Source organism: Streptococcus tangpeifui (assembly GCF_044503215.1).
Lineage (GTDB): Bacteria > Bacillota > Bacilli > Lactobacillales > Streptococcaceae > Streptococcus > Streptococcus tangpeifui.
On record NZ_CP172427.1, the window covers coordinates 1,967,081 to 1,987,471 of the forward strand.

Here is a 20,391-nt window from a genome sequence, read left to right on the forward strand (position 1 = left end):
TAAGTCCTTACTTTATTGATCTAGACATAGTGTAGACATCAAGCGTATTATTCTCTTTACCCACTAAAGCAGATGGTTGAAGACTGTCAATGTTAAAGCCAAACTTCTGGTAAATATGAAGAGCCCTTTTATTGCGAACTTGAACCGTTAGTACCAGACTATCTAAAGTCTGCATAGTTTCTGCCCAATCTAGGGCCATCTCTAAGAGCGTTTGACCGATACCGTAACCCCGATAGGCCTGACCAACAACTAAGAAAAGGTCGCCAAGCCAACTGTCATTTTTTTGGTAAGCAACTACATTTAAAGTGCCAATCACCTGTGAATCTAGTTTAGCTAAAAGGCAGATGGCTTTCTGATTTTCTGCCTGCTTGAGCAGAAAATTTATCATTTCAGCTTCAGTTAGGGCTGGAGCCGTTTGACTAATCAAATCCGTTTCAGCTGTGACCTGAGCTAAAAAATCAACTAATTGAGCAGCATCGCCAGACTGAGCTTCTTCAAAAAGCACCTCTCTTTCAACCATTAATAGACTCCAAAAGTTCTTTTGAGCGCTTTCCCTTAGCCTTAAAAGCAACCTGCCGGCCATCACTGGATTTATCAATGATAACCTCCAAGTAATCACTCGGTAAATTTTCAGCCAAAAGCTCCCCCCATTCAATAACGGTGACGCCATCACCAAAGAGAAAATCATCTAGGTCAATCGAATCTGGGTCATCACCGATACGGTAAACATCCAAGTGATAGAGAGGCAAATTTCCTTCATATTCTCTAATAATCGTATAGGTGGGACTCTTAATCATCTGTGAAATTCCTAGAGCTTTAGCAATTCCCTTAGTGATAGTTGTTTTTCCAGCACCCAGATCTCCGGTCAAAATAAGGACATCCTGCGCTTGCAAAGATTGCCCTATCCTAGAACCAATAGCCATTAGCTCGGCTTCATTATGACTATAAAACATAAAGGTATTATATCAAAAATGCCTCAGCCTTCCAATTGTTTACCAGTATTTCCTTTTAAAAATAGCTAAAAAGGCTATCACAGTAGCCTTTTTTGATGAATTATAGCAGAGCTAAACTGATAAAGTCAAGGATAAAGAGGATATCTAAAATCCATAAGATTAGATGAATATCTTTGGCTTGCCCCTTGATAATTTTGACCAAAGTATAAGTAATGAAACCAGCTGCGATACCGTAAGTAATACTATAGGCAAAGCCCATGAAAACTGAAGTGAAGAAAGCCGGTACTGCTTCAGCCAAATCTTCCCAGTTGATATTTTTGAGATTGGACAGCATCATAATCCCAACTATAATGAGAACAGGGGCTGTCGCCTGTGTTGGTACGATGGAAACTAATGGACTGAAAACACTTGAAATACCAAAGAACACCGCTACAACAAGTGCAGTCATTCCGGTTCGTCCACCTGCTCCGATACCAGCAGCAGATTCAACATAGGTTGTAACGTTTGAAGTCCCAGCGATGGCACCGACAGAAGTCCCAACTAGGTCAGAATAGAGAGCCCGGTCCAGACCAGCCGACTCATGAGTTTCTCCAGTTGTAGCAATGATACCAACCTTTTCACCTGTACCAATCAAAGTTCCGATAGTATCAAAAATATCAGTCAAGGAGAAGGCCAAGATGGTCATCAAGACGCCAGGAATTTTAGCTGGTACCGCAAACAAGGAACCCAAACCTTTACTGCCTAGAGCAGCGCCAAAAAGTGTTTTAAAATCATGGAAAGATGCGCCAAGATTAGTTGTTTTCCAGCTGATGGCATTCAAATCAACCACCCCCATAAAAATCCCAACGACAGTGGTTAAGGCGATGGAAATAATGACACCACCCTTCATCCCTTTAACGATAAAGATAATAGTAATCGCTAAACCAATCAAAGCCAAAATGACAGCTGGATTATCAAAGTGGACCAGGCTTGGTGTAGCCGCTGAGTTAGCAGTGATTGAAGCCTGTGCCCCTTTCAAGGAGCCAGTCGCAGTGTACTTACCCGGGTCGATAGCAAATTGGATCAAACCAGCATTCTTAATCCCAACATAAGCCAAGAAAATTCCGATACCTGCTGAAATAGCAGATTTTAGCGAGGAAGGAATGGACTCAATGATCATCTTGCGAACCTTAGTTAGAGTGATAATAAGGGAAATAACACCACACAAGAAGACCATGGCCAAACCTTGCTGCCAGGTATAGCCCAATGAAAAGACAACCGTATAGGTAAAGAAGGCATTGAGCCCCATACCTGGCGCTTGAGCGTAAGGCAGATTAGCATAGAGAGCCATCATGAGAGTACCAGCGATAGCCCCAATAATGGTAGCTAAGAAAACACCCTGAGCCGGCATACCAGTTTGGCTCAGAATAGCTGGATTGACAAAGAGAATATAGGACATGGCAAAGAAGGTCGTTAAACCTGCCATAATCTCTGTACGAATATCTGTTCCGTGCTCTTTCAATTTGAAAAATTTTTCCATTGGAAATCTACTTCCTCCAAAAGATAGTAATTTTGCAGGTAACCTCATGGTTATCCCTGAATTCGTTCGATTATTTTGAACGATATAACTATTATATATGATAAATGTTCGGAAATCAATATTTTTAGTCAATTTTTTATCCCCTTTACTTATCAAGATTGAACGCTCCCTGCCAGCAGACAAAAAGCCGCTCTGGTTCTGGAAAATTGCCGAGCTTTGGTCCCAGAAAGCTTTTCTGCTATAATAGGAGACATGACTAACAAGATTATCGCCTTAGATTTAGATGGAACACTCTTACGCAGTGACAATACCATTTCAGACTATACCGTAGAGATCCTCAAGCAGGTCGCAAGCCAAGGTCACCAAGTTATCATTGTAACAGGGCGGCCTTATCGAATGTCCATCGCTCCCTACAAACGTCTGGGGTTAGGTGGTCCTATGATTAATTTCAACGGTGCCCTAACCCATATCCCTGAGACTAAATGGGCTGGGGAGTTCAGTAGGAGAATTGATAAACAATATCTCTTTGATGTACTGGAGAATTATCAAACCTTTGAAACAGATTTTCTCGCCAGTGAATATCGTAAGCACTTCTATATTACGATGGAAAATCGCCAGCTGATTCCGCCAGAAATCTTTGGGGTCAAAAAAATCATCAATAAAATGGAGCTTAAACCTGAGAAAATCACCCGCGATCCCAATGCGCTGCTCATGCAGACTCACGCTGCCGACAAGTATCAACTTGCTCAGGATATTCGTCAGCACTTCGATAACCAGTTAGAAGTGGATTCTTGGGGCGGCCCTCTTAATATTCTGGAATTTTCTCCAAAAGGTGTCAACAAGGCATTTGCTTTAAAATATCTGCTAGAGCGGCTGCGCAAAGACAAAGATGATCTGATTGCTTTTGGCGACGAGCATAACGACACCGAAATGTTAGCCTTTGCTGGCCAAGGCTATGCCATGAAGAATGCCAGCGATACCCTTCTCCCTTTTGCGGACTTTAGGACAAAATACAGTAATGATGAAGATGGCGTTGCCAAACAGTTAGCCGAACTCTTCTTGTAAGTGTCTTAAGAAGCATGCGTATATCAAAAAAATAATCAGGTCCCTAGAAACTGGATCTGATTTTTTAATGAGATTATTGTTTTTACTTAAATTCTTGAATTTTTTTTGATGTTTTTTGACTGTTTTTGGAAAATATAGCTAAATATACTGATTTTTCTTAAGATTTTATTGCTTTTTAACTAAAAGCTATCTATAATGGAAGTATTCTTGGATTTCTGAGAGAAAGAATTTGAAAAGTCTCTCAGAGAAACTATTTACAAAGGAGGAAAATCAAGAATGGGTATCGGTATTATTATTGCCAGCCACGGAAAGTTCGCTGAGGGTATCCACCAATCTGGCTCTATGATTTTTGGGGAGCAAGAGAAGGTTGAAGTTGTCACTTTCATGCCCAATGAAGGTCCTGACGACCTCTATGAACATTTCCAAGATGCCATTGCAAAGTTTGAAACTAACGATGACATCCTTGTTCTTGCCGATCTTTGGTCAGGCTCACCTTTTAATCAGGCCAGCCGTCTGATGGAGGAAAATCCCGAACGCAAGATCGTCATCATGACAGGTCTCAACTTGCCAATGCTGATTCAAGCCTATACAGAGCGCTTGATGGCTGCTGATGGGGGTGTTGATGCTGTTGTCGCAAACATCTACAAGGAGACTAAGGAAGGTGTCAAAATCCTTCCGCAAGATCTCACGCCAGAAGAGGGAAAGGTTGAGGCAGCACCTGCTGAAAATTCTGTTCCTCAAGGAAGCATTCCAGAAGGAACTGTCTTAGGAGACGGAAAGATTGATTACGTTTTAGCGCGTGTTGACACCCGTCTGCTTCACGGGCAGGTAGCCACAGGCTGGACGCACTCTACAAATCCTAATCGTATTATCGTTGTATCTGATACTGTTTGTCACGATAAACTGCGTACTAATATGATTAAACAAGCTGCTCCGAGCGGGGTGATGGTTAATGTTATTCCTATCAAAAATATGGTTAAAGCTAACAACGACCCTCGCTTCGGTGATACACGTGCCATGCTTCTTTTTGAATCGGTAGAAGATGCTCTAGCAGCTATCAAGGCTGGAGTCGAAGTCAAGGAAATCAACCTTGGTTCTTCTGCCTATAAAGAAGGGAAAGTCAACGTCACCAAGGCCTTATCATTTGACCAAACCGATGTTGATGCTATTAAGGAATTGCAAGCTATGGGCGTGGCATTTGATGTTCGCGGTGTACCAGCTGACAGCCCTGCAAATATTGACGCTCTTATTCAATCGGCTGAAAAGAAATTAGCCGAAAAATCATAATCTTGGAGGATACATAAATGAGTACCATACAAATCATTTTAGTCGTTATTGTTGCCTTTATTATCGGGTGTAGTTCTGTTAACGACCAAATTGAAACCTACCAACCCGTTGTTGCTTGTTCACTTATTGGATTGGTAACCGGTAACTTAGAACTCGGTGTCATGCTAGGAGGAAGTCTTCAGTTGATCACCATGGGCTGGGCCAATGTCGGTGCAGCTATGGCACCAGATGCCTCTCTGGCTGCCGTCGCTTCTGCCATCATTCTGATGCTTGGTGGACAAGGGGCCAAAGGAATCGGAACTGCTATCGGTCTGGCCGTTCCTCTGGCTGTTGCCGGACTAGCTTTAACCATGTTTGTTCGGACAGCTACTGCTTTTATCGCACATATCATGGACGGGCTTGCTGAATCGGCTAATATCGCCGGTATCCAAAGATGGCACTTTATCGGAATGGGATTACAAGGACTACGTGTTGCCATTCCTGCCTTTTTACTGCTGTTACTGCCAGTTGAGGCTGTTCGCAGTGGGCTTCAAGCTATGCCCGACTGGCTCACAACTGGAATGACCCTAGGTGGCGGAATGGTCGTAGCCGTTGGTTATGCCATGGTTATCAACATGATGTCTAGCCGTGAAGTTTGGCCATTCTTCTTCATTGGTTTTGCTTTGGCTGCCATCAAACAACTCACCTTGATCAGTTTAGGTATCATCGGTGCCTGTCTTGCTCTCCTCTTCCTCGCCCTCGAAGCTAGCGGATCTAATGGATCTTCAAATAACGGCGGTGGTTCAGGTGACCCACTCGGTGAAATTTTAGAAGACTTTTAATGTGGAGGACCTATAATGGCTGATAAAAAAATTACTCTAACAAAATCAGATCGGATTAAAACATTTATCCGCTCATACTTTCTTTTGAGTTCTTTCAACTATGAACGGATGCAAAACGGTGGGGTTGCTTATACTTTCATCCCTGCTATCAAGAAACTATACAGTTCTAAAGAAGAACGGGCGGCTGCTCTTAAACGTCACTTGGAATTCTTTAATACCCATCCATTCATGGCTAATCCAATCTTTGGTGTCACCCTGGCTCTGGAAGAAGAAAGAGCTAATGGAGCTAATATAGATGATGCTGCTATTTCTGGGGTTAAAGTCGGTATGATGGGACCTCTTGCCGGTGCCGGTGACCCACTTTTCTGGTTTACACTTCGCCCAATCCTTCTCTCTTTGGGAGCAAGCCTGGCCGTTTCCGGTAACGTTCTCGGACCTATTCTCTTCTTTGTTCTCTGGAATGTCATGGCAGCAGTCGTGAAATGGTACACTCAAGAGTTTGGTTACAAAGCCGGAACTGCTATTACTGACGACCTGTCAGGGAATCTCCTCCAACAAGTAACACGTGGTGCTTCTATGATGGGGATGTTTGTCATCGGTGCCCTTATCGAACGTTGGGTAACCATTACCTTCACACCTGTTGTCTCAACTGTTAAACAACAACCTGGAGCTTATATCGACTGGAGTAAAATCCCATCTGGTGCTAAGGGAATTAAAGAGGCCCTTATCCAGTATAATCTAGGTAATGGTAAATCCTTGGATATCAACAAGGTAACCACCCTGCAAGACAACTTAGACCAATTGGTTCCGGGTCTTGCTGCTCTTGGCTTAACTTTCTTGTGTATGTATTTACTTAAGAAAAAAGTTTCTCCAATTCTGATTATCTTGGGAATCTTTGTTGTCGCTATCGTTGCCCATGTTATCGGTTTGATCTAATTGGAGGCATCCCATGGTTAAATCGCTGAATACAAAAATGGATCACACCTCAAAGGGCACTTGGTTCCGGGAAGGGCCTATTTACGGCAATATCATGGTCGGCGATCAGGCTTTCGAGTTTTATAACGAAACTAAATTACAGGATTATATTCAGATTCCTTGGACAGAAGTTACCTATGTGGTTGCTGATATCTACTTTGGTGGTAAATATATTCCACGCTTTGAGGTTCGTACCAAGCACAATGGACGCTTGCGTTTTGCCAGCCGTCAAAGCCGAGAAACACTCAAGGCTATTCAGCAACGGATTCCTCGTGAAAGCCTAAGAAAGGCACCAAGTGTCGGCGTAATTTTGAAACAACGATTTAAAGATCTTGTTCGATTGATTACTAAGAAAAGGTAAAATTGTAAGGAGTTGAAAATCTCAATTGGTTTTCAATTCCTTTTTATTATCATGAAAAATACCAGTGATAATCTTTCTCAATACAGACGAGCTTGGGACAAAACTCCAAAGCTTAATTCTTTTGTGCAGTAATAAACATTGACGCAGTTAGGGGTAAGACTTGTTGACCATGCCAAGAAGCCCTGTCCTCACAGTTCATTAGGTGCTTTAGCACCACTGAACCATTGCTAATTGGAAGTCCTGGGCGCATTCCTATTTTCAGGCGCCCCTTTAAACACTCCACTGGACTGTTTTAACTACCACACAAGTGATAGCGCCAACAGTTTGGGGAACTGTTGGAGGTTATCTAATGTGATGAACCTTATTCATCTTATTTCCAACCTCACAAGGTCTCCCAGACCTTATGTGATGAACACCGTTCATCTTATCTCCAACCTCCAAAGGTCCCCCGGACCTTTGGAGTTGTGCGGAGGTGAGATTGAAATGCTCCAGCGGAGTTTGGCGGTCTATCCCCAGACAGCCAAAGTTTGGCGCCTTCAAATAAGAGAGTGACAGTGCTCAGAGTCTTCAATGGAAGATCGGAGAAAATTGAAATCGTCATCTTATGATGATTTATCGATTTTTTATACGTAATCTTCAGAGATTACAATACTTTATAAGTGAGGACTAAGCTATCACGGCTGTTTTCCTATTCTCAATCCATCAAAAGTGGGAGTTTAGTCAGACCGTTAGGAAAAATTTTCTTGTAAGAATTTCCAAAATCTATCATAAAATAAGCAAAAATCAAATAGTTATATGAAAACAGTTGATTTTATATCCCTTAGAATTTCCTTTCATTTGAGAGCTTTTGACGTTTTTTGAAAATATGTGATTTTTTTCATCAAATAACCTTGACTTTTCTCTGAAAGCGTTTTACAATAGACTTGTTCTTGACTGTCCCTAAGCTCCGAGAGAAAAGTCAAGGGAGAGATTAGTGAAGAGTGCGGGGATAACTAAATAAAAAGGAGGAAAATCAAGAATGGGTATCGGTATTATTATTGCCAGCCACGGTAAATTCGCTGAAGGTATCCACCAATCGGGCTCCATGATTTTTGGTGAGCAAGAGAAGGTTCAAGTTGTAACCTTTATGCCAAACGAAGGGCCTGATGACCTTTATGGACACTTCAACGACGCTATCGCACATTTTGAGGCTGACGATGAAATTCTAGTCCTAGCTGACCTCTGGTCTGGTTCGCCATTTAACCAAGCCAGTCGTGTCATGGGTGAAATGACCGATCGCAAGATCGCTATCATCACAGGACTAAACTTGCCAATGTTGATTCAGGCCTACACAGAGCGCATGATGGCGGCTGATGCAGGTGTTGATCAAGTAGCGGCAAATATCATTAAGGAAGCAAAAGATGGTATCAAACCGCTTCCTGAAGAGCTGGCTCCCGCTGAGGCTGTTCCAGCAGCTGGTGCTGCGGCACCAGTCGGACAGCATCCTTCCGGTGCTATCCCAGAAGGAACCGTCATTGGAGATGGTAAGCTAAAAATTAATTTAGCTCGCGTGGACACACGTCTCCTACACGGTCAAGTGGCAACTAATTGGACGCCAGCCTCTAAAGCTAATCGGATTATTGTTGCTTCTGATGCTGTTTCAAAAGATGAAATGCGTAAGGAATTAATTAAGCAGGCTGCCCCTAACGGGATTAGAGCAAACGTTATTCCAATCAAGAAATTGATTGAAGCATCTAAAGATCCACGTTTTGGCAATACACATGCCTTGGTTCTTTTTGAAACACCTCAAGATGCTCTTCGTGCAATTGAAGGAGGAGTTCCAATCAAGGAACTTAATATTGGTTCCATGGCTCACTCAACTGGAAAAACGATGGTTAACAACGTTTTATCAATGGACAAGGATGACGTAGCAACCTTTGAAAAATTGCGTGATCTTGGTATAAAATTCGATGTTCGTAAAGTATCCGGAGATACACCAAAAGATCTTTTTGATTTGATTAAAAAAGCAAATGTTCAGTAAGTTCAATATAAATAGTGAAAGGAACTAGAATAATGTCAGTTATTTCTATTATCTTGATCCTCATCGTCTCATTCCTTGCGGGATTGGATGGCATCTTGGATCAATTTCAATTCCACCAACCATTAGTAGCCTGTACCTTAATTGGTTTAGCCGCTGGTCAACCCGCTGCAGGTATCATGCTTGGCGGAACTTTACAATTTCTTGCTCTTGGTTGGGCAAATATTGGTGCGGCAGTTGCACCAGATGTTGCTCTCGCTTCAACTGCCGCTGCAGTAGTTATGATTAAAGGCGGAGATTTCTCACAAAAAGGAATTACCATCGCCTATGGTGTTGCGGTACCACTTGCAATTGCTGGTCTTGCGTTAACAATGGTAGTACGTGCAGTTTCAATTGGTATTGTCCATGGAGCTGATGCGGCCGCAAAGAACGGTAATATTAAGGCAGTTGAGCGTTCACATTATTTTGCTCTTCTTCTTCAAGGTCTTCGTATCGTCCTTCCTGTTGCTTTATTGCTTGCACTTCCTGCTAATCATGTTAAATCAATACTGGAAGCTATTCCTAGTTGGTTATCTGATGGTATGACTATCGGAGGTGGCATGGTTGTCGCTGTCGGTTATGCAATGATTCTTAATATGATGGCGACGAGAGAAGTTTGGCCATTCTTTATTATCGGTTTTGTTCTTGCTGCTATTCCTGATACACAAATTACTCTTTTTGGATTAGGTATGGTTGGTGTAGCGCTTGCTATGATTTATATTGGCATTACTAATCAAGCGGGTAGTAGCGATAGCAGAGACGCTAATACTGGGTCAGACGATCCGATCGGCGATATCCTAGAAGATTATTAGAAGGGAGTATTATAATGTCAGAAAGAATTCAATTATCAAAATCTGATCGCCGTAAAGTTTGGTGGCGTTCAACTTTCTTGCAAGGTTCTTGGAACTATGAGCGGATGCAGAACTTAGGTTGGGCATATGCTTTAATTCCATCAATCAAGAAACTCTATAAAAATAAAGAAGATCGTGCCGCTGCACTTGAGCGTCACTTGGAGTTCTTTAATACTCACCCTTATATCGCTGCTCCTATTTTAGGAGTGACACTTGCTCTTGAAGAAGAAAAATCAAATGGTACAGAAGTAGATGATGCTGCTATTCAAGGAATTAAGATTGGCATGATGGGCCCTTTGGCTGGTATTGGTGATCCAGTTTTCTGGTTTGTTCTTCGTCCAACACTTGGAGCACTTGGTGCTTCTCTTGCTATTTCAGGAAATATTTTAGGACCAATTATTTTCTTCCTTGCTTGGAATATCATCCGTATGGCCTTCCTCTGGTATACTCAAGAATTTGGCTATAAAGCAGGTACAGAAATCACAAAGGACCTTTCAGGTGGTATCCTTAAAAACATCACCAAAGGGGCTTCTATTCTAGGTATGTTTGTCATCGGTGCACTTGTTCAACGTTGGGTAACAATTAACTTTGCACTGAAGCTCCCATCTACTAAATTAACAAATGACAATGGCGCTACTTATATAGAATTTCCTAAAGACAGCGAAGTTATTCATAGTGGTCAACTCCAAAAGATTCTTCAAGGTGTCAAAGATAATTTGAGTCTTACTAACGTTAAAGTGGAAACTTTACAAGACCAATTGGATAAATTACTTCCAGGTTTGATGGCTCTTCTCCTCACACTACTTTGTATGTGGTTACTCAAGAAGAAAGTTTCACCAATCGTAATGATTCTCGGACTTTTCATCGTAGGTATTGTTGCTCATGTTATTGGATTAATGTAAGATTAATGTAAGGTTACTGATTGTCTTAAATTTTTTAGTTAACAAGATAAACTTCCCCAGATAATGGATTCAGCCAAAATCCACTATCTGGGGTTTAATATTTTGAAACAGATGATTTTGTCACATAGCAAAGGCCACTTTCATTTTTAATATTAAGTGGCCTTTTTATAGTATTCTTTATTTTAATGCGTCACATTATATTTTACTATCTGATAAAAAGCTTGACTCTGATTATCACCTAAGATTTCATTTCTTAGTGGAAAGCCGACACATATTACCAAACTTTTCTCTGACAGTAAAAATCAGAAGCTCATTCCTTTGTTTCGTTTATACTGTTGCTCCTTCTTTATCTTTCCCTTTTGTTTTTACTTTTTCTTCTCTCTTTTTAATTATTTAAACTTCTCATTGTTATTCCTCACTTAATTGGGAGCTCTTTAGTTAAACAGTGTGTAATAGAAGCCTTTATTCGCCAACAGTTCCTTATGGCTACCGGTCTCTACAATCTTTCCTTGATCCATAACAATAATCCGCTCTGTCCGCTGCGCAATACTCAAACGGTGAGCTACAAAAATAATCGTCTTATCGGTCATGGCCATGAGATTATCAACAATTTTCTTTTCCGTTAGGACATCCAAACTGCTGGTAGCTTCATCCAAAATCAAAACCGGAGCTTGGGTCAAAAGAGCACGTGCCAAGGCGATCCGCTGTTTCTGGCCGCCCGAGACACCTGCGCCATCAGACAGTTCGGTCTGATACCCCAAAGGCATTTGTTCAATATCTGAGCGGATCTCAGCGAGTTCACAAGCGCGGATAATATCTTCCTGAGTCGTGCCTTCCTTGGCTCCCAAGGTCAGGTTGTCCATGATGGTCCCACTAAACACGTAAGCTTGTTGGGGGAGGTAGCTGATGTGCTGCCGCAGAGCTGTCTTATCGATAACCTTGAGGTCGTAACCGTTGATCCGAGCGATCCCGCGATTGGGCTCATAGAAGTTGACCATCATCTTCGCTAGGGTTGTCTTACCAGAGCCGGATGGCCCAACCAAGCTGATTTTAGAGCCCTTCGCGATGGTCAGGTTGATATCGGACAGCGTATCACGGCCATAGCCATACTTGTAGGACAATTTTTCAAAGGAAATATCCCCATCTAAAAAGCTGTCTTCAGAGAGCTCACCATCATTTTCAAACTCGGACTCCACCAGATAAACCTCATTGAGACGGGTATTAGCCACGCGGGCTGATTGGAGTTTAATCTGTAAGTTAATCATATTTTCAATCGGGTTTGAAAAATATCCTAAAAGCACGTTAAATGTAATCATTTGTCCCACTGAAATTTTTCCAGTCATGACTAAGCGTGCTCCATACCAAAGAATAACTACATTCAAAATTAGCTTTGTAGCAGTTTTAATTGAGTTTTGAATAGCTCCATACTTGTATAATTTAAAAGATCTTTCTAGAAAATTAACAAATTCTTTGTCAATTCTTTGGTAACTAGTCTGTTCACTAGTCAAAGATTTGATGGTTTCTATTCCATTAATATCTTCTATGATAGATGAGGACATCATTGCGCTACTTTCCATCACTTCATAATTTAAGTAGCCAAACATTTTCATAAATGAGAAAATAATCATAATATAGATTGGTATAGAAATGAGAGCAAGATAAAATAAGACAGCATTTTGAATCAGAAGTACTCCCCCAACTATAATAATCATCGTGAAATCTAGAAAAATTGAAAAAATTGTCGATGCCATAGCATCAATAATTTGATTGGCATCCGTGAAACGAGATGTAATTTCCCCAGTTCTCCTAGTTGCAAAGAAAGACATAGGCAGAATAAAAATATGCTTTAGATAGGAAAGTATAATATCTATTGTCAGTCTTTGTCCTAATACCATCAATAGGTACTCTTTAGCGAAAGCTATTACCTGTTGAACAACATAAGTTATTATCAATCCTGCAGCGATGAGACCTAAAGTTGAAATTTGTTGACTTGGAATATACTCATCCAGTATTGTTTGTAAGAAGAAGGCTCCAGTAATATCAACTAGAGTAACTATTAGACTAGCCATGGTAATATAAAACAAGAGACCCTTCTGCTTTAAAAAAGATGGTATAAAACTTATTAGTCCTTTTCTCTTGTCCTTTTGGGGCTGGTAATCATCTCTTGGGGAGAAGAAGATTGCTACACCTGTCCATTCGGACTTAAATTTTTCTTTGCTTATACGGGTAACTTGCACATTGGGATCAGGATCACCAATGATTAAGTGGTTTCTTTCATTAGCATAAATAACATAGTAATGTTGCAGACGACCATTTTTAACAACGTGAACAATAAAAGGATAGATAAGATCATCGTAACTAAATAAAGACATATCAGCATCTAGAGAGTGTGTTTCAAAACCGATACTCTTAGCTGCTTCAATAATTCCTAATGCTGTAGTTCCTTGTCGGTCTGTCTTTGTCAGTTCACGTAAATGAACTAAAGAATAATCTGAGCCATAATGCTTGGCAATAGAGGCTAGAGCCGCAGCACCACAATCCCTATTATCTATTTGAGGAACAAACTTAAAACGTCTAGTTCGACTCCACAAAAAATTTGAAGATTTCTTAGAATTTTCCTTATTCATTGCTGGAGTTGTTTTAAAAAAGTATTTTATAAATTTTAAGAATACATTGACTAATAATACTAAAACTACAGTCAAAAGAAGATAAGAAAATGTGTTCATATATCATTCCTTCTACTCAAAGGCTCCTAGAAAGCTCAAAAACTTCTTTTTGTTTTATACTCATAAACATTGTTAAATCAAGTTTCTGATTAAAAAAAGAGTTTTTAGGGGCATCCTTAACAAACTATTCACAAAAAGCCTGACATCTGTATAGTCAGAGTCAGGCTAGTGCTCATATTAGAATTGATGTATTGTTAGTTAGCCATTATTGCATCATTGACTCGCTATGGATTATACCGCCCATGCTCAGAAGATTATTAGCTCCTGAGCATGGAATAAACCACCTAATGAATCTCTTGTTACATCGTACCCACAATTATTAAACCTAAGTTAGCAGGAGGGTATTGCCTGCACCAGAATATGTGCTAATAATACTACTTACAATTTTCTCACATGCACTTTAAACAATCCTGCCAGGTATAAATTACAGCGTTTCCTAGATAAGCTGCATCCTTGAAAAATTGTTATATTCGATTTTAGCTACTTGCACAAGTAAAATTATCAATCGCTAATTATTCTATAAAAAGGTCTTCCCATCACGATAAATTTACCATCCAGAATTGAAACTTTGGTTATAATTAACATAACCACCATTACTTGAACTACTACTGCTACTATCTGAACCTGTAGAAACATCGTATGAATAATTCCTAAAACCTTGGTTACCTTTAGGATTATAACCTACAGAGCTATTATAACCTCCTGTACCCCAAGACATGAGTGAATTTACCCAACCATCTTTAACAATGTTCCAAGTATACATAGCAATTTCGCCATTACTTGCTTTACCTTGTACCATCCGATTAGCTAGAACTTCGCCATCAGTAGCTCCACCCGTCGTACAAGACAACTTATCCAAACTTGTAGCTTTAAAATCTTCAAATGCTTGACATTTCATAGTATTTCCTCCTTTTAATTATGTCCATTAGTATAACATTAAAAATAACTTATAGCATGATTTTATGGATATTTTATTATTTTTTAGCATCACTGAAATCTTTTAATTAACATTCTGTTATTTTAATTATTCTTTTAGTAGATATTTATTTGATTTTTTGAATAAAAGATGAGTATGGTATAATAGATAAAAATACATAAGGTAGGAACTATGGCACAATCACTTAATCACACGGTAGATTTAGCAACAACTGGTGTCTTTTACATGGGCATGGGTAACAAGGTCGGCAAGTATATGGTTGGCGACAAAGCTTTGGAATTCTACAACGACAACAATCCAGAAGACAATATTCAAATTCCCTGGACATCGGTAGAAAAGATTGGGGCTAATGTTTCCGGTCGTAAAATCAGCCGTCATTTTCAAGTTTTTACCAAACAAGGAAAATTCCTCTTTGCCTCTAAGGAGTCTGGTAAGATTTTAAAGGTAGCTCGTGAAAAGATTGGCAATGATAAAATTGTCAGACTCCCTACTTTGGGGCAAAAGATTTGGGGAGAAATTACAAGCCGCTTTAACAAGAAGTAAAGTGAGGCAGCTGAAGGAGTCAATAAATACCCAGTCTTTACATTTTAAGTCTTTTCTTATATAATGAGGACAGCGGATAAGTAGGTCAGTCAGCTTTTCCAGAAAGTCTGCGGATGCTGCGAGCAGATAAAGAGGTTTGATCGAAATTCTACCGTTATCACTCAATCAAATAGCAATCAAGTGCACAGCTAGTGAAGTTGGATGGAACCGTGCCTCAGGCACTCCAACAAAATGCTAGCTGTGCTTTTTATTTAGAAAGAAGGACTTATGTTAGATTTAAAACGTATCCGACAAAATTTTGACGATGTTGCTAAAAACTTGGCCAACCGCGGAGTCAAGTCTGAAACTTTGGACCAGCTCAAGGAATTAGATATTAAACGCCGTGATCTGCTAGTCAAATCCGAAGAACTCAAGGCACACCGCAATATCGCTTCTGCTGCTATCGCTCAATCCAAACGCAACAAGGAAGATGCTTCCGATCAGATTGCTGAAATGCAGCAAGTTTCAACTCAAATCAAGGCTATTGATGCGGAGCTAACTGAGGTTGACCAAGAGCTCAACGATATCGTTGTAACCCTGCCTAATATGCCACATGCTGATGTACCAGTTGGGGCAGATGAAGATGAAAATGTCGAAGTCCGCCGTTGGGGAGTGCCACGCAACTTCGATTTCGAAATTAAACCACACTGGGACCTGGGAGAAGACCTAAATATTCTAGATTGGGAACGCGGTGCTAAAGTTACGGGGTCACGTTTCCTCTTTTACAAAGGTTTAGGAGCTCGTTTAGAACGGGCTATCTACAACTTTATGCTAGATGAGCATGCTAAAGAAGGCTACACAGAAATGATTCCTCCTTACATGGTCAACCACGATTCTATGTTTGGTACTGGCCAGTATCCGAAATTCAAAGAGGATACGTTTGAGCTAGCCGATTCCGACTATGTCCTCATTCCGACAGCTGAAGTTCCTTTGACTAACTTCTACCGCGATGAGATCATCGACGGTAGGGAGCTGCCTGTTAAATTTACCGCGATGAGTCCATCCTTCCGCTCAGAAGCTGGTTCTGCTGGTCGAGATACACGCGGACTGATCCGTCTACACCAATTCCACAAAGTAGAAATGGTTAAGTTTGCTAAACCAGAAGACTCTTATAATCAATTAGAGCAGATGGTGGCTAATGCCGAAAACATCCTTCAGAAATTGGAGCTCCCATATCGCGTGATCACACTTTGTACTGGTGATATGGGCTTCTCAGCTGCTAAGACCTATGATCTTGAAGTCTGGATTCCAGCGCAAAATACCTACCGGGAAATCTCGTCCTGCTCTAACTGTGAAGACTTCCAAGCGCGTCGTGCACAAATTCGCTACCGCGACGAAGCTGATGGCAAGGTTAAGCTCCTCCACACCCTCAATGGTTCAGGCTTAGCTGTCGGCCGCACAGTCGCAGCCATTCTTGAAAACTATCAAAATGAAGACGGCTCTGTCACTATCCCTGAAGTCCTCCGACCTTATATGGGTGGGGTTGAAGTGATTGTTGATAACCATTAATAAGCTAGTTCAAGCAGATTTCCAAATTTGGAGATCTGTTTTTTTTTAAGCAAGCGCTAATAAAGTTTATAAAAAAGATGAAGCATCAACTGCTCCATCTTTACTTTTCTTATAGAAACTCTTCGTAACCACAGCCTAGTATTTACAATGTTGAAAATCTGTGCTGTTCTCTAGAATCAAGATAAATGATGTCTTTTTTCTGATAGCCTCTTAATCTAGACAAGTATCTTAGCCTATTTTGCCAATAATATAATCAATTCGCTTCTTTTTGTTTTTCATAGTTAAATTGAAGTATGGCAACTAAGCGTTAGTGCTGTGTTTACTTGGATTCAACCACTAATACTGAAGCGGTCAAATTAATAGTTGGAATTCCAACCAGATTTGCCACCAGTAAACCATTGGGCGGGGATATTGTTTATAAGAGAAGTAAGCAAGCGGCCAGTGTCTACCCAGCAACCTCTATCTTCGCTGCAATACAGTCCATTACCATAATACGTTGATCCATCATCTTCAACTGTGGCTCCACCTTCAATAGCAGCCAGTTCTTGAACAGTCATTGCGTCAAATTGTTCCAATGTTTGAGTTGTCATAAGATTATACCTCTTTTATTTTTATTTGCCAGTTTTTTACCTGACAGCCGTTATTATAAAATTTTTTAGCTGGCCTGTGAACCCCTAAAGCGTCATTGTTAATGAAACTAAATACCTACGTTACTGCCCCCTAAAGAAAAAGAATTTTTAATTTCAAATGAAAATAATGCTACAGATTATGCTATTTCTGCTATTAATGGAAAACTGTCGATATTATTTTATTATTAGCTATGCACATGAGAAAAAGCCAGACGTCCTAATGACCGTCTGGCTTTTTTGATAGTCAGCATTCTTATTTAAAGATACTTGCTGCCTTCTTTTACGCTTAAGGAAGACATTTGATTTCCATATTTCTCGATGAACTGCCTGACCCAATCTGGATTGGTCTTTGAATAATCCCGCAAGGCCCAGCCTATAGCTTTGTTGATGAAAAATTCCTGACTGCCGAAATTGTTAAGGAGAATTTTTTCCAGCAGGTCTCTATCGGTCTCTTCTTTTAGACCAAGCTGATGCTCGATAGACGTCCTTCTGATCCAAAGATCTTCATCCTGCGACCAACTTAACATTAAAGGAGCCACCCTGTCATCTCTCAAGCCAATACTGCCGATTACCTTGCATAGAAAATCAATGGTGTCCCACCACGGCTTGTCTTTGATATAATGACGGATATGAGCAATATCCTCATAGGTTAAATACTTGTTCAGTGCCAGCAGGTAGTCATAAACAAAATACTGGAGTTCTCGGTGGCTATCCTCGTAGCATTGATTCAAGAACTGCCAGTCTGGTATTTGTTTTTTCTTTGCTTCTTTAAGAAAGCCCTTGTAAAGAGCCCTCCTATCAGCTGTTTTCAAACCATAAAAACGAAACTGATTGCGCATGTATTTAGCCATGGCAAGGGCATTTTCAGGGTCTTGGTGGGCTTCAAAAAGAGCTTTTAATTCTTTATAATCCATTTATTTCTTCGTAAATTCTAGTTTTTCGTTGCATCATAGTAAGGTAGAACCCGATCAACCCCCAAGGTCAGCTGATCTGTTAGTGAATCTAGAGACGTTCCCACTTCTATAGGAATATCATATTTGACCAGTACCTTTCGGACAGTTCCTGATTCGACAGCTTCTTGCAGCTTGGATCGGTTTTCTTCATTCCCCTCCACTTTTCGGCTAACACCAGCTTCTTGGGCAAAATAGTAAAGAGGTTCAGCAATTGGCACTGCCAAGACCTTGTTTTGTTTGGACAAGGTATCTTCTGATTTTTTGCGCTCCACAAAGCTGACCTCCACCGAGATACCAAAGTTATCCTTGCGACCATAGAGGCGAATGGCTATAGCTACATCCTCTGGGCTATCAGAAGGTAGACGATAATAACACCAAAAATGAGGCCGACAGACCTGAGCTTGATTCATCCATTGACTGACCCGTTCAGGTTCAAAAGGTGCTACTCGCTGAGCAAGTCCTTGACTGATTTCAGCGAATTCCTGACGAGCAGCTTGAGCCAAGATCCGCAAATCCTGCATAGCAGAAGCTTGCGTCCCTGATTTTTCAGGTTTGATATATTTTTGGCCTTGATAAGCCAGATAGTTATTGATTGCGGTTAACATAGGTTTATTATAATACTAGGAGGCGATAAAAGGAAGTGGGATCAACCCCAAAATTTTGGGTTACATTCCCATCCCCGCACAGCTTAAAAGGTTTGGGAAACCCTTTTGAGGTTGGAAATAAGATGAACAAGGTTCATCAGATTAGATAACCTTCAAAAGTTCCCCAAACTGTTTGACCTAACCTTGCGTGGTAGTTAAACAGTCCTGTGGACTGTTTAAGAGGGCGCTTAAAAATGGAACTACGCCCCAAGATAAGAACTTCCAATCAGCAGCGGTTTATGAGGTGCTTTTAGCCCCTCATGAACTGTGCAGGGGTAAGACTCTTGGCATAACTAACAATTCTTACTCCCAACTACTGCGTCAAAAATTTATTCCAAAGCAGAAAGCCTGGACAAATTTTTTATACGAAAACTACAAAGAATGCAAAAATTCCCTCCCTATGATATAATCAAAGCGAAAAAAATTATATTTAGACTACTAGCTCGTCCCTAGTAGTCTTTTTCTGTGCTAAAAATTCAGAATAAGTCATCTGTCCTTTTAAGAGGATATAGGCTATTTTTAATAATTGATGTGCTAGGGCAATTGTTACTTTCTGTGGACCACGCCGATTTTGAATCTGATAAAATCGTTCCACTAAGGGACTTCCTTTTTGATTCCTAGCGGCAAAAGCGGCTTGACATAAGCATTTTTTCAAATAGGAATTACCATGTCGAATCTTGGTACTGCGTTTCTTGCCAGCACTCTCATTATTACCAGGACAAAGTCCTGCCCAAGAGGCTAAATGTCCAGCAGTTGGAAACTGGCTCATGTCAACACCAACCTCAGAAATGATGACAGAAGCTGTAATCACATCGATACCAGGAATAGAATCCAAAACTTCTACTTGTTTCTCGTATTGTGATAGATAGCTATTGATTCGCTCTTCCAACAACTCAATCTGCTTCTGATAAAAATCATAAATCTCCAAGGACTGCTTTAACATAAAGCAATGATGGTCAGAGAAATAACCATCCAAGGCTTCCAGAAGTTGTGGCACTTTCTTCTTCAAGGTGGTATAAACTGATTGATGGACAATGCGAGGAGTAATAGGCGTCTTATCAATCAATAGTTGAAGGAGATGACGACCAGAAGCACCCATAATATCTTCGATATACGTCGTTATCTTAATGCCGCCTGACTGAAGAATTTTATGAATACGATTGGTTTCACGATTACGGCTTTCCACATAATGTTTTCGTTGTCTGGTCAACTCTCTCAATTCTTGGATGGTTTCATCGGGAACGAAACTCCGAGGAAGCAGACCAATCCGTGTTAATTTAGCAATCCAGTGAGCATCTTTCTTATCGGTTTTCTGACCCGGAATGGCCTTCATGTGAGCTGGTTGAGCGAGTATCAACTCGAAGTCATCACATAGAGCATGCCAGACAGGTCGCCAATAAACACCGGTGCTTTCCAGACCAACGGCTTCCACATGAAATTGTCTAAGAAAATCGTGGCAAGCACGTAGGCCTTTAGTTGTTGTATCAAAAGTTGCCATCTCACGCTTTGGACGAGTTGAGGTGAGTGACCCATGTAAAATACAAACAACAATATTGGCTTGATGGACATCAATACCTGCACAAGATTGATAGAGAACATCCATGACAATTCCCTCCTTCCT

Annotated in this window: 19 protein-coding genes; 10 read left to right on the plus strand and 9 right to left on the minus strand. The window is 40.7% G+C overall.

The window, feature by feature from the left end; all coding sequences use genetic code 11:
• Positions 1–7 precede the first annotated feature (7 nt).
• The 3 genes from ACFSN5_RS09075 to ACFSN5_RS09085 all read right to left on the minus strand — a co-directional run bounded on the left by ACFSN5_RS09075 (position 8) and on the right by ACFSN5_RS09085 (position 2,472).
• Entirely contained in the window at positions 8–520 is a 513-nt protein-coding gene (locus ACFSN5_RS09075; RefSeq protein ID WP_165213214.1) for a GNAT family N-acetyltransferase, read from the minus strand.
• A complete protein-coding gene (gene tsaE, locus ACFSN5_RS09080) occupies positions 513–953 on the minus strand; it encodes a tRNA (adenosine(37)-N6)-threonylcarbamoyltransferase complex ATPase subunit type 1 TsaE (RefSeq protein WP_165213212.1) in 441 nt (146 codons plus the stop codon). The genes ACFSN5_RS09075 and tsaE overlap by 8 nt, the downstream gene beginning before the upstream one ends.
• Before the next feature lie 100 nt (positions 954–1,053).
• Positions 1,054–2,472, minus strand: a complete 1,419-nt coding sequence (locus tag ACFSN5_RS09085) for an NCS2 family permease (protein WP_165213202.1) — start codon at positions 2,470–2,472, stop codon at positions 1,054–1,056.
• 252 nt (positions 2,473–2,724) lie between these two features.
• Between ACFSN5_RS09085 and ACFSN5_RS09090 the strand changes: the two genes are divergently transcribed.
• From ACFSN5_RS09090 to ACFSN5_RS09125, 8 genes are all read left to right on the plus strand, one after another.
• A complete protein-coding gene (locus ACFSN5_RS09090; RefSeq protein ID WP_165213200.1) occupies positions 2,725–3,537 on the plus strand; it encodes a Cof-type HAD-IIB family hydrolase in 813 nt (270 codons plus the stop codon).
• A 276-nt stretch (positions 3,538–3,813) separates the two neighbouring features.
• Positions 3,814–4,824 carry a PTS sugar transporter subunit IIB gene (locus ACFSN5_RS09095; protein ID WP_165213198.1) on the plus strand — a complete coding sequence of 337 codons (1,011 nt, stop codon included), beginning with the start codon at positions 3,814–3,816 and terminating at the stop codon, positions 4,822–4,824.
• 17 nt (positions 4,825–4,841) lie between these two features.
• Complete coding sequence (locus ACFSN5_RS09100; protein WP_165213196.1) at positions 4,842–5,645, plus strand: PTS mannose/fructose/sorbose transporter subunit IIC; 804 nt, start codon at positions 4,842–4,844, stop codon at positions 5,643–5,645.
• 15 nt (positions 5,646–5,660) lie between these two features.
• Complete coding sequence (locus tag ACFSN5_RS09105) at positions 5,661–6,581, plus strand: PTS system mannose/fructose/sorbose family transporter subunit IID (RefSeq protein WP_165213194.1); 921 nt, start codon at positions 5,661–5,663, stop codon at positions 6,579–6,581.
• A gap of 13 nt (positions 6,582–6,594) precedes the next feature.
• Positions 6,595–6,981 (plus strand): DUF956 family protein, encoded by a 387-nt coding sequence (locus ACFSN5_RS09110; RefSeq protein ID WP_165213192.1) that lies wholly within the window; start codon positions 6,595–6,597, stop codon positions 6,979–6,981.
• A gap of 1,018 nt (positions 6,982–7,999) precedes the next feature.
• On the plus strand, positions 8,000–9,001 hold the full coding sequence (locus tag ACFSN5_RS09115; RefSeq protein WP_165213190.1) for a PTS sugar transporter subunit IIB: 1,002 nt from the start codon (positions 8,000–8,002) through the stop codon (positions 8,999–9,001).
• Positions 9,002–9,033: 32 nt separating this feature from the next.
• On the plus strand, positions 9,034–9,849 hold the full coding sequence (locus ACFSN5_RS09120; RefSeq protein WP_165213188.1) for a PTS mannose/fructose/sorbose transporter subunit IIC: 816 nt from the start codon (positions 9,034–9,036) through the stop codon (positions 9,847–9,849).
• A 14-nt stretch (positions 9,850–9,863) separates the two neighbouring features.
• Entirely contained in the window at positions 9,864–10,790 is a 927-nt protein-coding gene (locus ACFSN5_RS09125) for a PTS system mannose/fructose/sorbose family transporter subunit IID (protein WP_165213186.1), read from the plus strand.
• 434 nt (positions 10,791–11,224) lie between these two features.
• Here the strand turns inward: ACFSN5_RS09125 and ACFSN5_RS09130 are convergent, their stop codons facing one another.
• Positions 11,225–13,516 carry a peptide cleavage/export ABC transporter gene (locus ACFSN5_RS09130; protein WP_165213184.1) on the minus strand — a complete coding sequence of 764 codons (2,292 nt, stop codon included), beginning with the start codon at positions 13,514–13,516 and terminating at the stop codon, positions 11,225–11,227.
• Positions 13,517–14,063: 547 nt separating this feature from the next.
• Complete coding sequence (locus ACFSN5_RS09135) at positions 14,064–14,414, minus strand: hypothetical protein (RefSeq protein WP_165213182.1); 351 nt, start codon at positions 14,412–14,414, stop codon at positions 14,064–14,066.
• Between the two features lie 210 nt (positions 14,415–14,624).
• On the opposite strand from ACFSN5_RS09135, the gene ACFSN5_RS09140 reads away from it, so the two are divergent.
• Together ACFSN5_RS09140 and serS are read left to right on the plus strand one after the other, a co-directional pair.
• Positions 14,625–14,996, plus strand: coding sequence for a DUF956 family protein (locus ACFSN5_RS09140; RefSeq protein ID WP_165213180.1), 372 nt, complete (start codon positions 14,625–14,627; stop codon positions 14,994–14,996).
• Positions 14,997–15,263: 267 nt separating this feature from the next.
• Positions 15,264–16,544 (plus strand): serine--tRNA ligase, encoded by a 1,281-nt coding sequence (gene serS, locus ACFSN5_RS09145; RefSeq protein WP_165213178.1) that lies wholly within the window; start codon positions 15,264–15,266, stop codon positions 16,542–16,544.
• Positions 16,545–16,900: 356 nt separating this feature from the next.
• On the opposite strand, the gene ACFSN5_RS09150 is transcribed toward serS, so the two are convergent.
• From ACFSN5_RS09150 to ACFSN5_RS09165, 4 genes are all read right to left on the minus strand, one after another.
• A complete protein-coding gene (locus tag ACFSN5_RS09150) occupies positions 16,901–17,134 on the minus strand; it encodes a leucocin A/sakacin P family class II bacteriocin (protein ID WP_165213176.1) in 234 nt (77 codons plus the stop codon).
• A 296-nt stretch (positions 17,135–17,430) separates the two neighbouring features.
• Positions 17,431–18,087, minus strand: coding sequence for a DNA alkylation repair protein (locus ACFSN5_RS09155; protein ID WP_165213174.1), 657 nt, complete (start codon positions 18,085–18,087; stop codon positions 17,431–17,433).
• A gap of 17 nt (positions 18,088–18,104) precedes the next feature.
• A complete protein-coding gene (locus ACFSN5_RS09160; protein WP_004229403.1) occupies positions 18,105–18,731 on the minus strand; it encodes a hypothetical protein in 627 nt (208 codons plus the stop codon).
• A gap of 469 nt (positions 18,732–19,200) precedes the next feature.
• Entirely contained in the window at positions 19,201–20,373 is a 1,173-nt protein-coding gene (locus ACFSN5_RS09165) for an IS110 family transposase (RefSeq protein ID WP_398600561.1), read from the minus strand.
• Positions 20,374–20,391 lie beyond the last annotated feature (18 nt).

Excerpts from the sequence above, each read along its gene's own strand:
- ACFSN5_RS09075 (WP_165213214.1), bottom strand. The coding sequence starts at position 520 with ATGGTTGAAAGAGAGGTGCTTTTTGAAGAAGCTCAGTCTGGCGATGCT.
- tsaE (WP_165213212.1), bottom strand. The coding sequence starts at position 953 with ATGTTTTATAGTCATAATGAAGCCGAGCTAATGGCTATTGGTTCTAGG.
- ACFSN5_RS09085 (WP_165213202.1), bottom strand. The coding sequence starts at position 2,472 with ATGGAAAAATTTTTCAAATTGAAAGAGCACGGAACAGATATTCGTACA.
- ACFSN5_RS09090 (WP_165213200.1), top strand. The coding sequence starts at position 2,725 with ATGACTAACAAGATTATCGCCTTAGATTTAGATGGAACACTCTTACGC.
- ACFSN5_RS09095 (WP_165213198.1), top strand. The coding sequence starts at position 3,814 with ATGGGTATCGGTATTATTATTGCCAGCCACGGAAAGTTCGCTGAGGGT.
- ACFSN5_RS09100 (WP_165213196.1), top strand. The coding sequence starts at position 4,842 with ATGAGTACCATACAAATCATTTTAGTCGTTATTGTTGCCTTTATTATC.
- ACFSN5_RS09105 (WP_165213194.1), top strand. The coding sequence starts at position 5,661 with ATGGCTGATAAAAAAATTACTCTAACAAAATCAGATCGGATTAAAACA.
- ACFSN5_RS09110 (WP_165213192.1), top strand. The coding sequence starts at position 6,595 with ATGGTTAAATCGCTGAATACAAAAATGGATCACACCTCAAAGGGCACT.
- ACFSN5_RS09115 (WP_165213190.1), top strand. The coding sequence starts at position 8,000 with ATGGGTATCGGTATTATTATTGCCAGCCACGGTAAATTCGCTGAAGGT.
- ACFSN5_RS09120 (WP_165213188.1), top strand. The coding sequence starts at position 9,034 with ATGTCAGTTATTTCTATTATCTTGATCCTCATCGTCTCATTCCTTGCG.
- ACFSN5_RS09125 (WP_165213186.1), top strand. The coding sequence starts at position 9,864 with ATGTCAGAAAGAATTCAATTATCAAAATCTGATCGCCGTAAAGTTTGG.
- ACFSN5_RS09130 (WP_165213184.1), bottom strand. The coding sequence starts at position 13,516 with ATGAACACATTTTCTTATCTTCTTTTGACTGTAGTTTTAGTATTATTA.
- ACFSN5_RS09135 (WP_165213182.1), bottom strand. The coding sequence starts at position 14,414 with ATGAAATGTCAAGCATTTGAAGATTTTAAAGCTACAAGTTTGGATAAG.
- ACFSN5_RS09140 (WP_165213180.1), top strand. The coding sequence starts at position 14,625 with ATGGCACAATCACTTAATCACACGGTAGATTTAGCAACAACTGGTGTC.
- serS (WP_165213178.1), top strand. The coding sequence starts at position 15,264 with ATGTTAGATTTAAAACGTATCCGACAAAATTTTGACGATGTTGCTAAA.
- ACFSN5_RS09150 (WP_165213176.1), bottom strand. The coding sequence starts at position 17,134 with ATGACAACTCAAACATTGGAACAATTTGACGCAATGACTGTTCAAGAA.
- ACFSN5_RS09155 (WP_165213174.1), bottom strand. The coding sequence starts at position 18,087 with ATGGATTATAAAGAATTAAAAGCTCTTTTTGAAGCCCACCAAGACCCT.
- ACFSN5_RS09160 (WP_004229403.1), bottom strand. The coding sequence starts at position 18,731 with ATGTTAACCGCAATCAATAACTATCTGGCTTATCAAGGCCAAAAATAT.
- ACFSN5_RS09165 (WP_398600561.1), bottom strand. The coding sequence starts at position 20,373 with ATGGATGTTCTCTATCAATCTTGTGCAGGTATTGATGTCCATCAAGCC.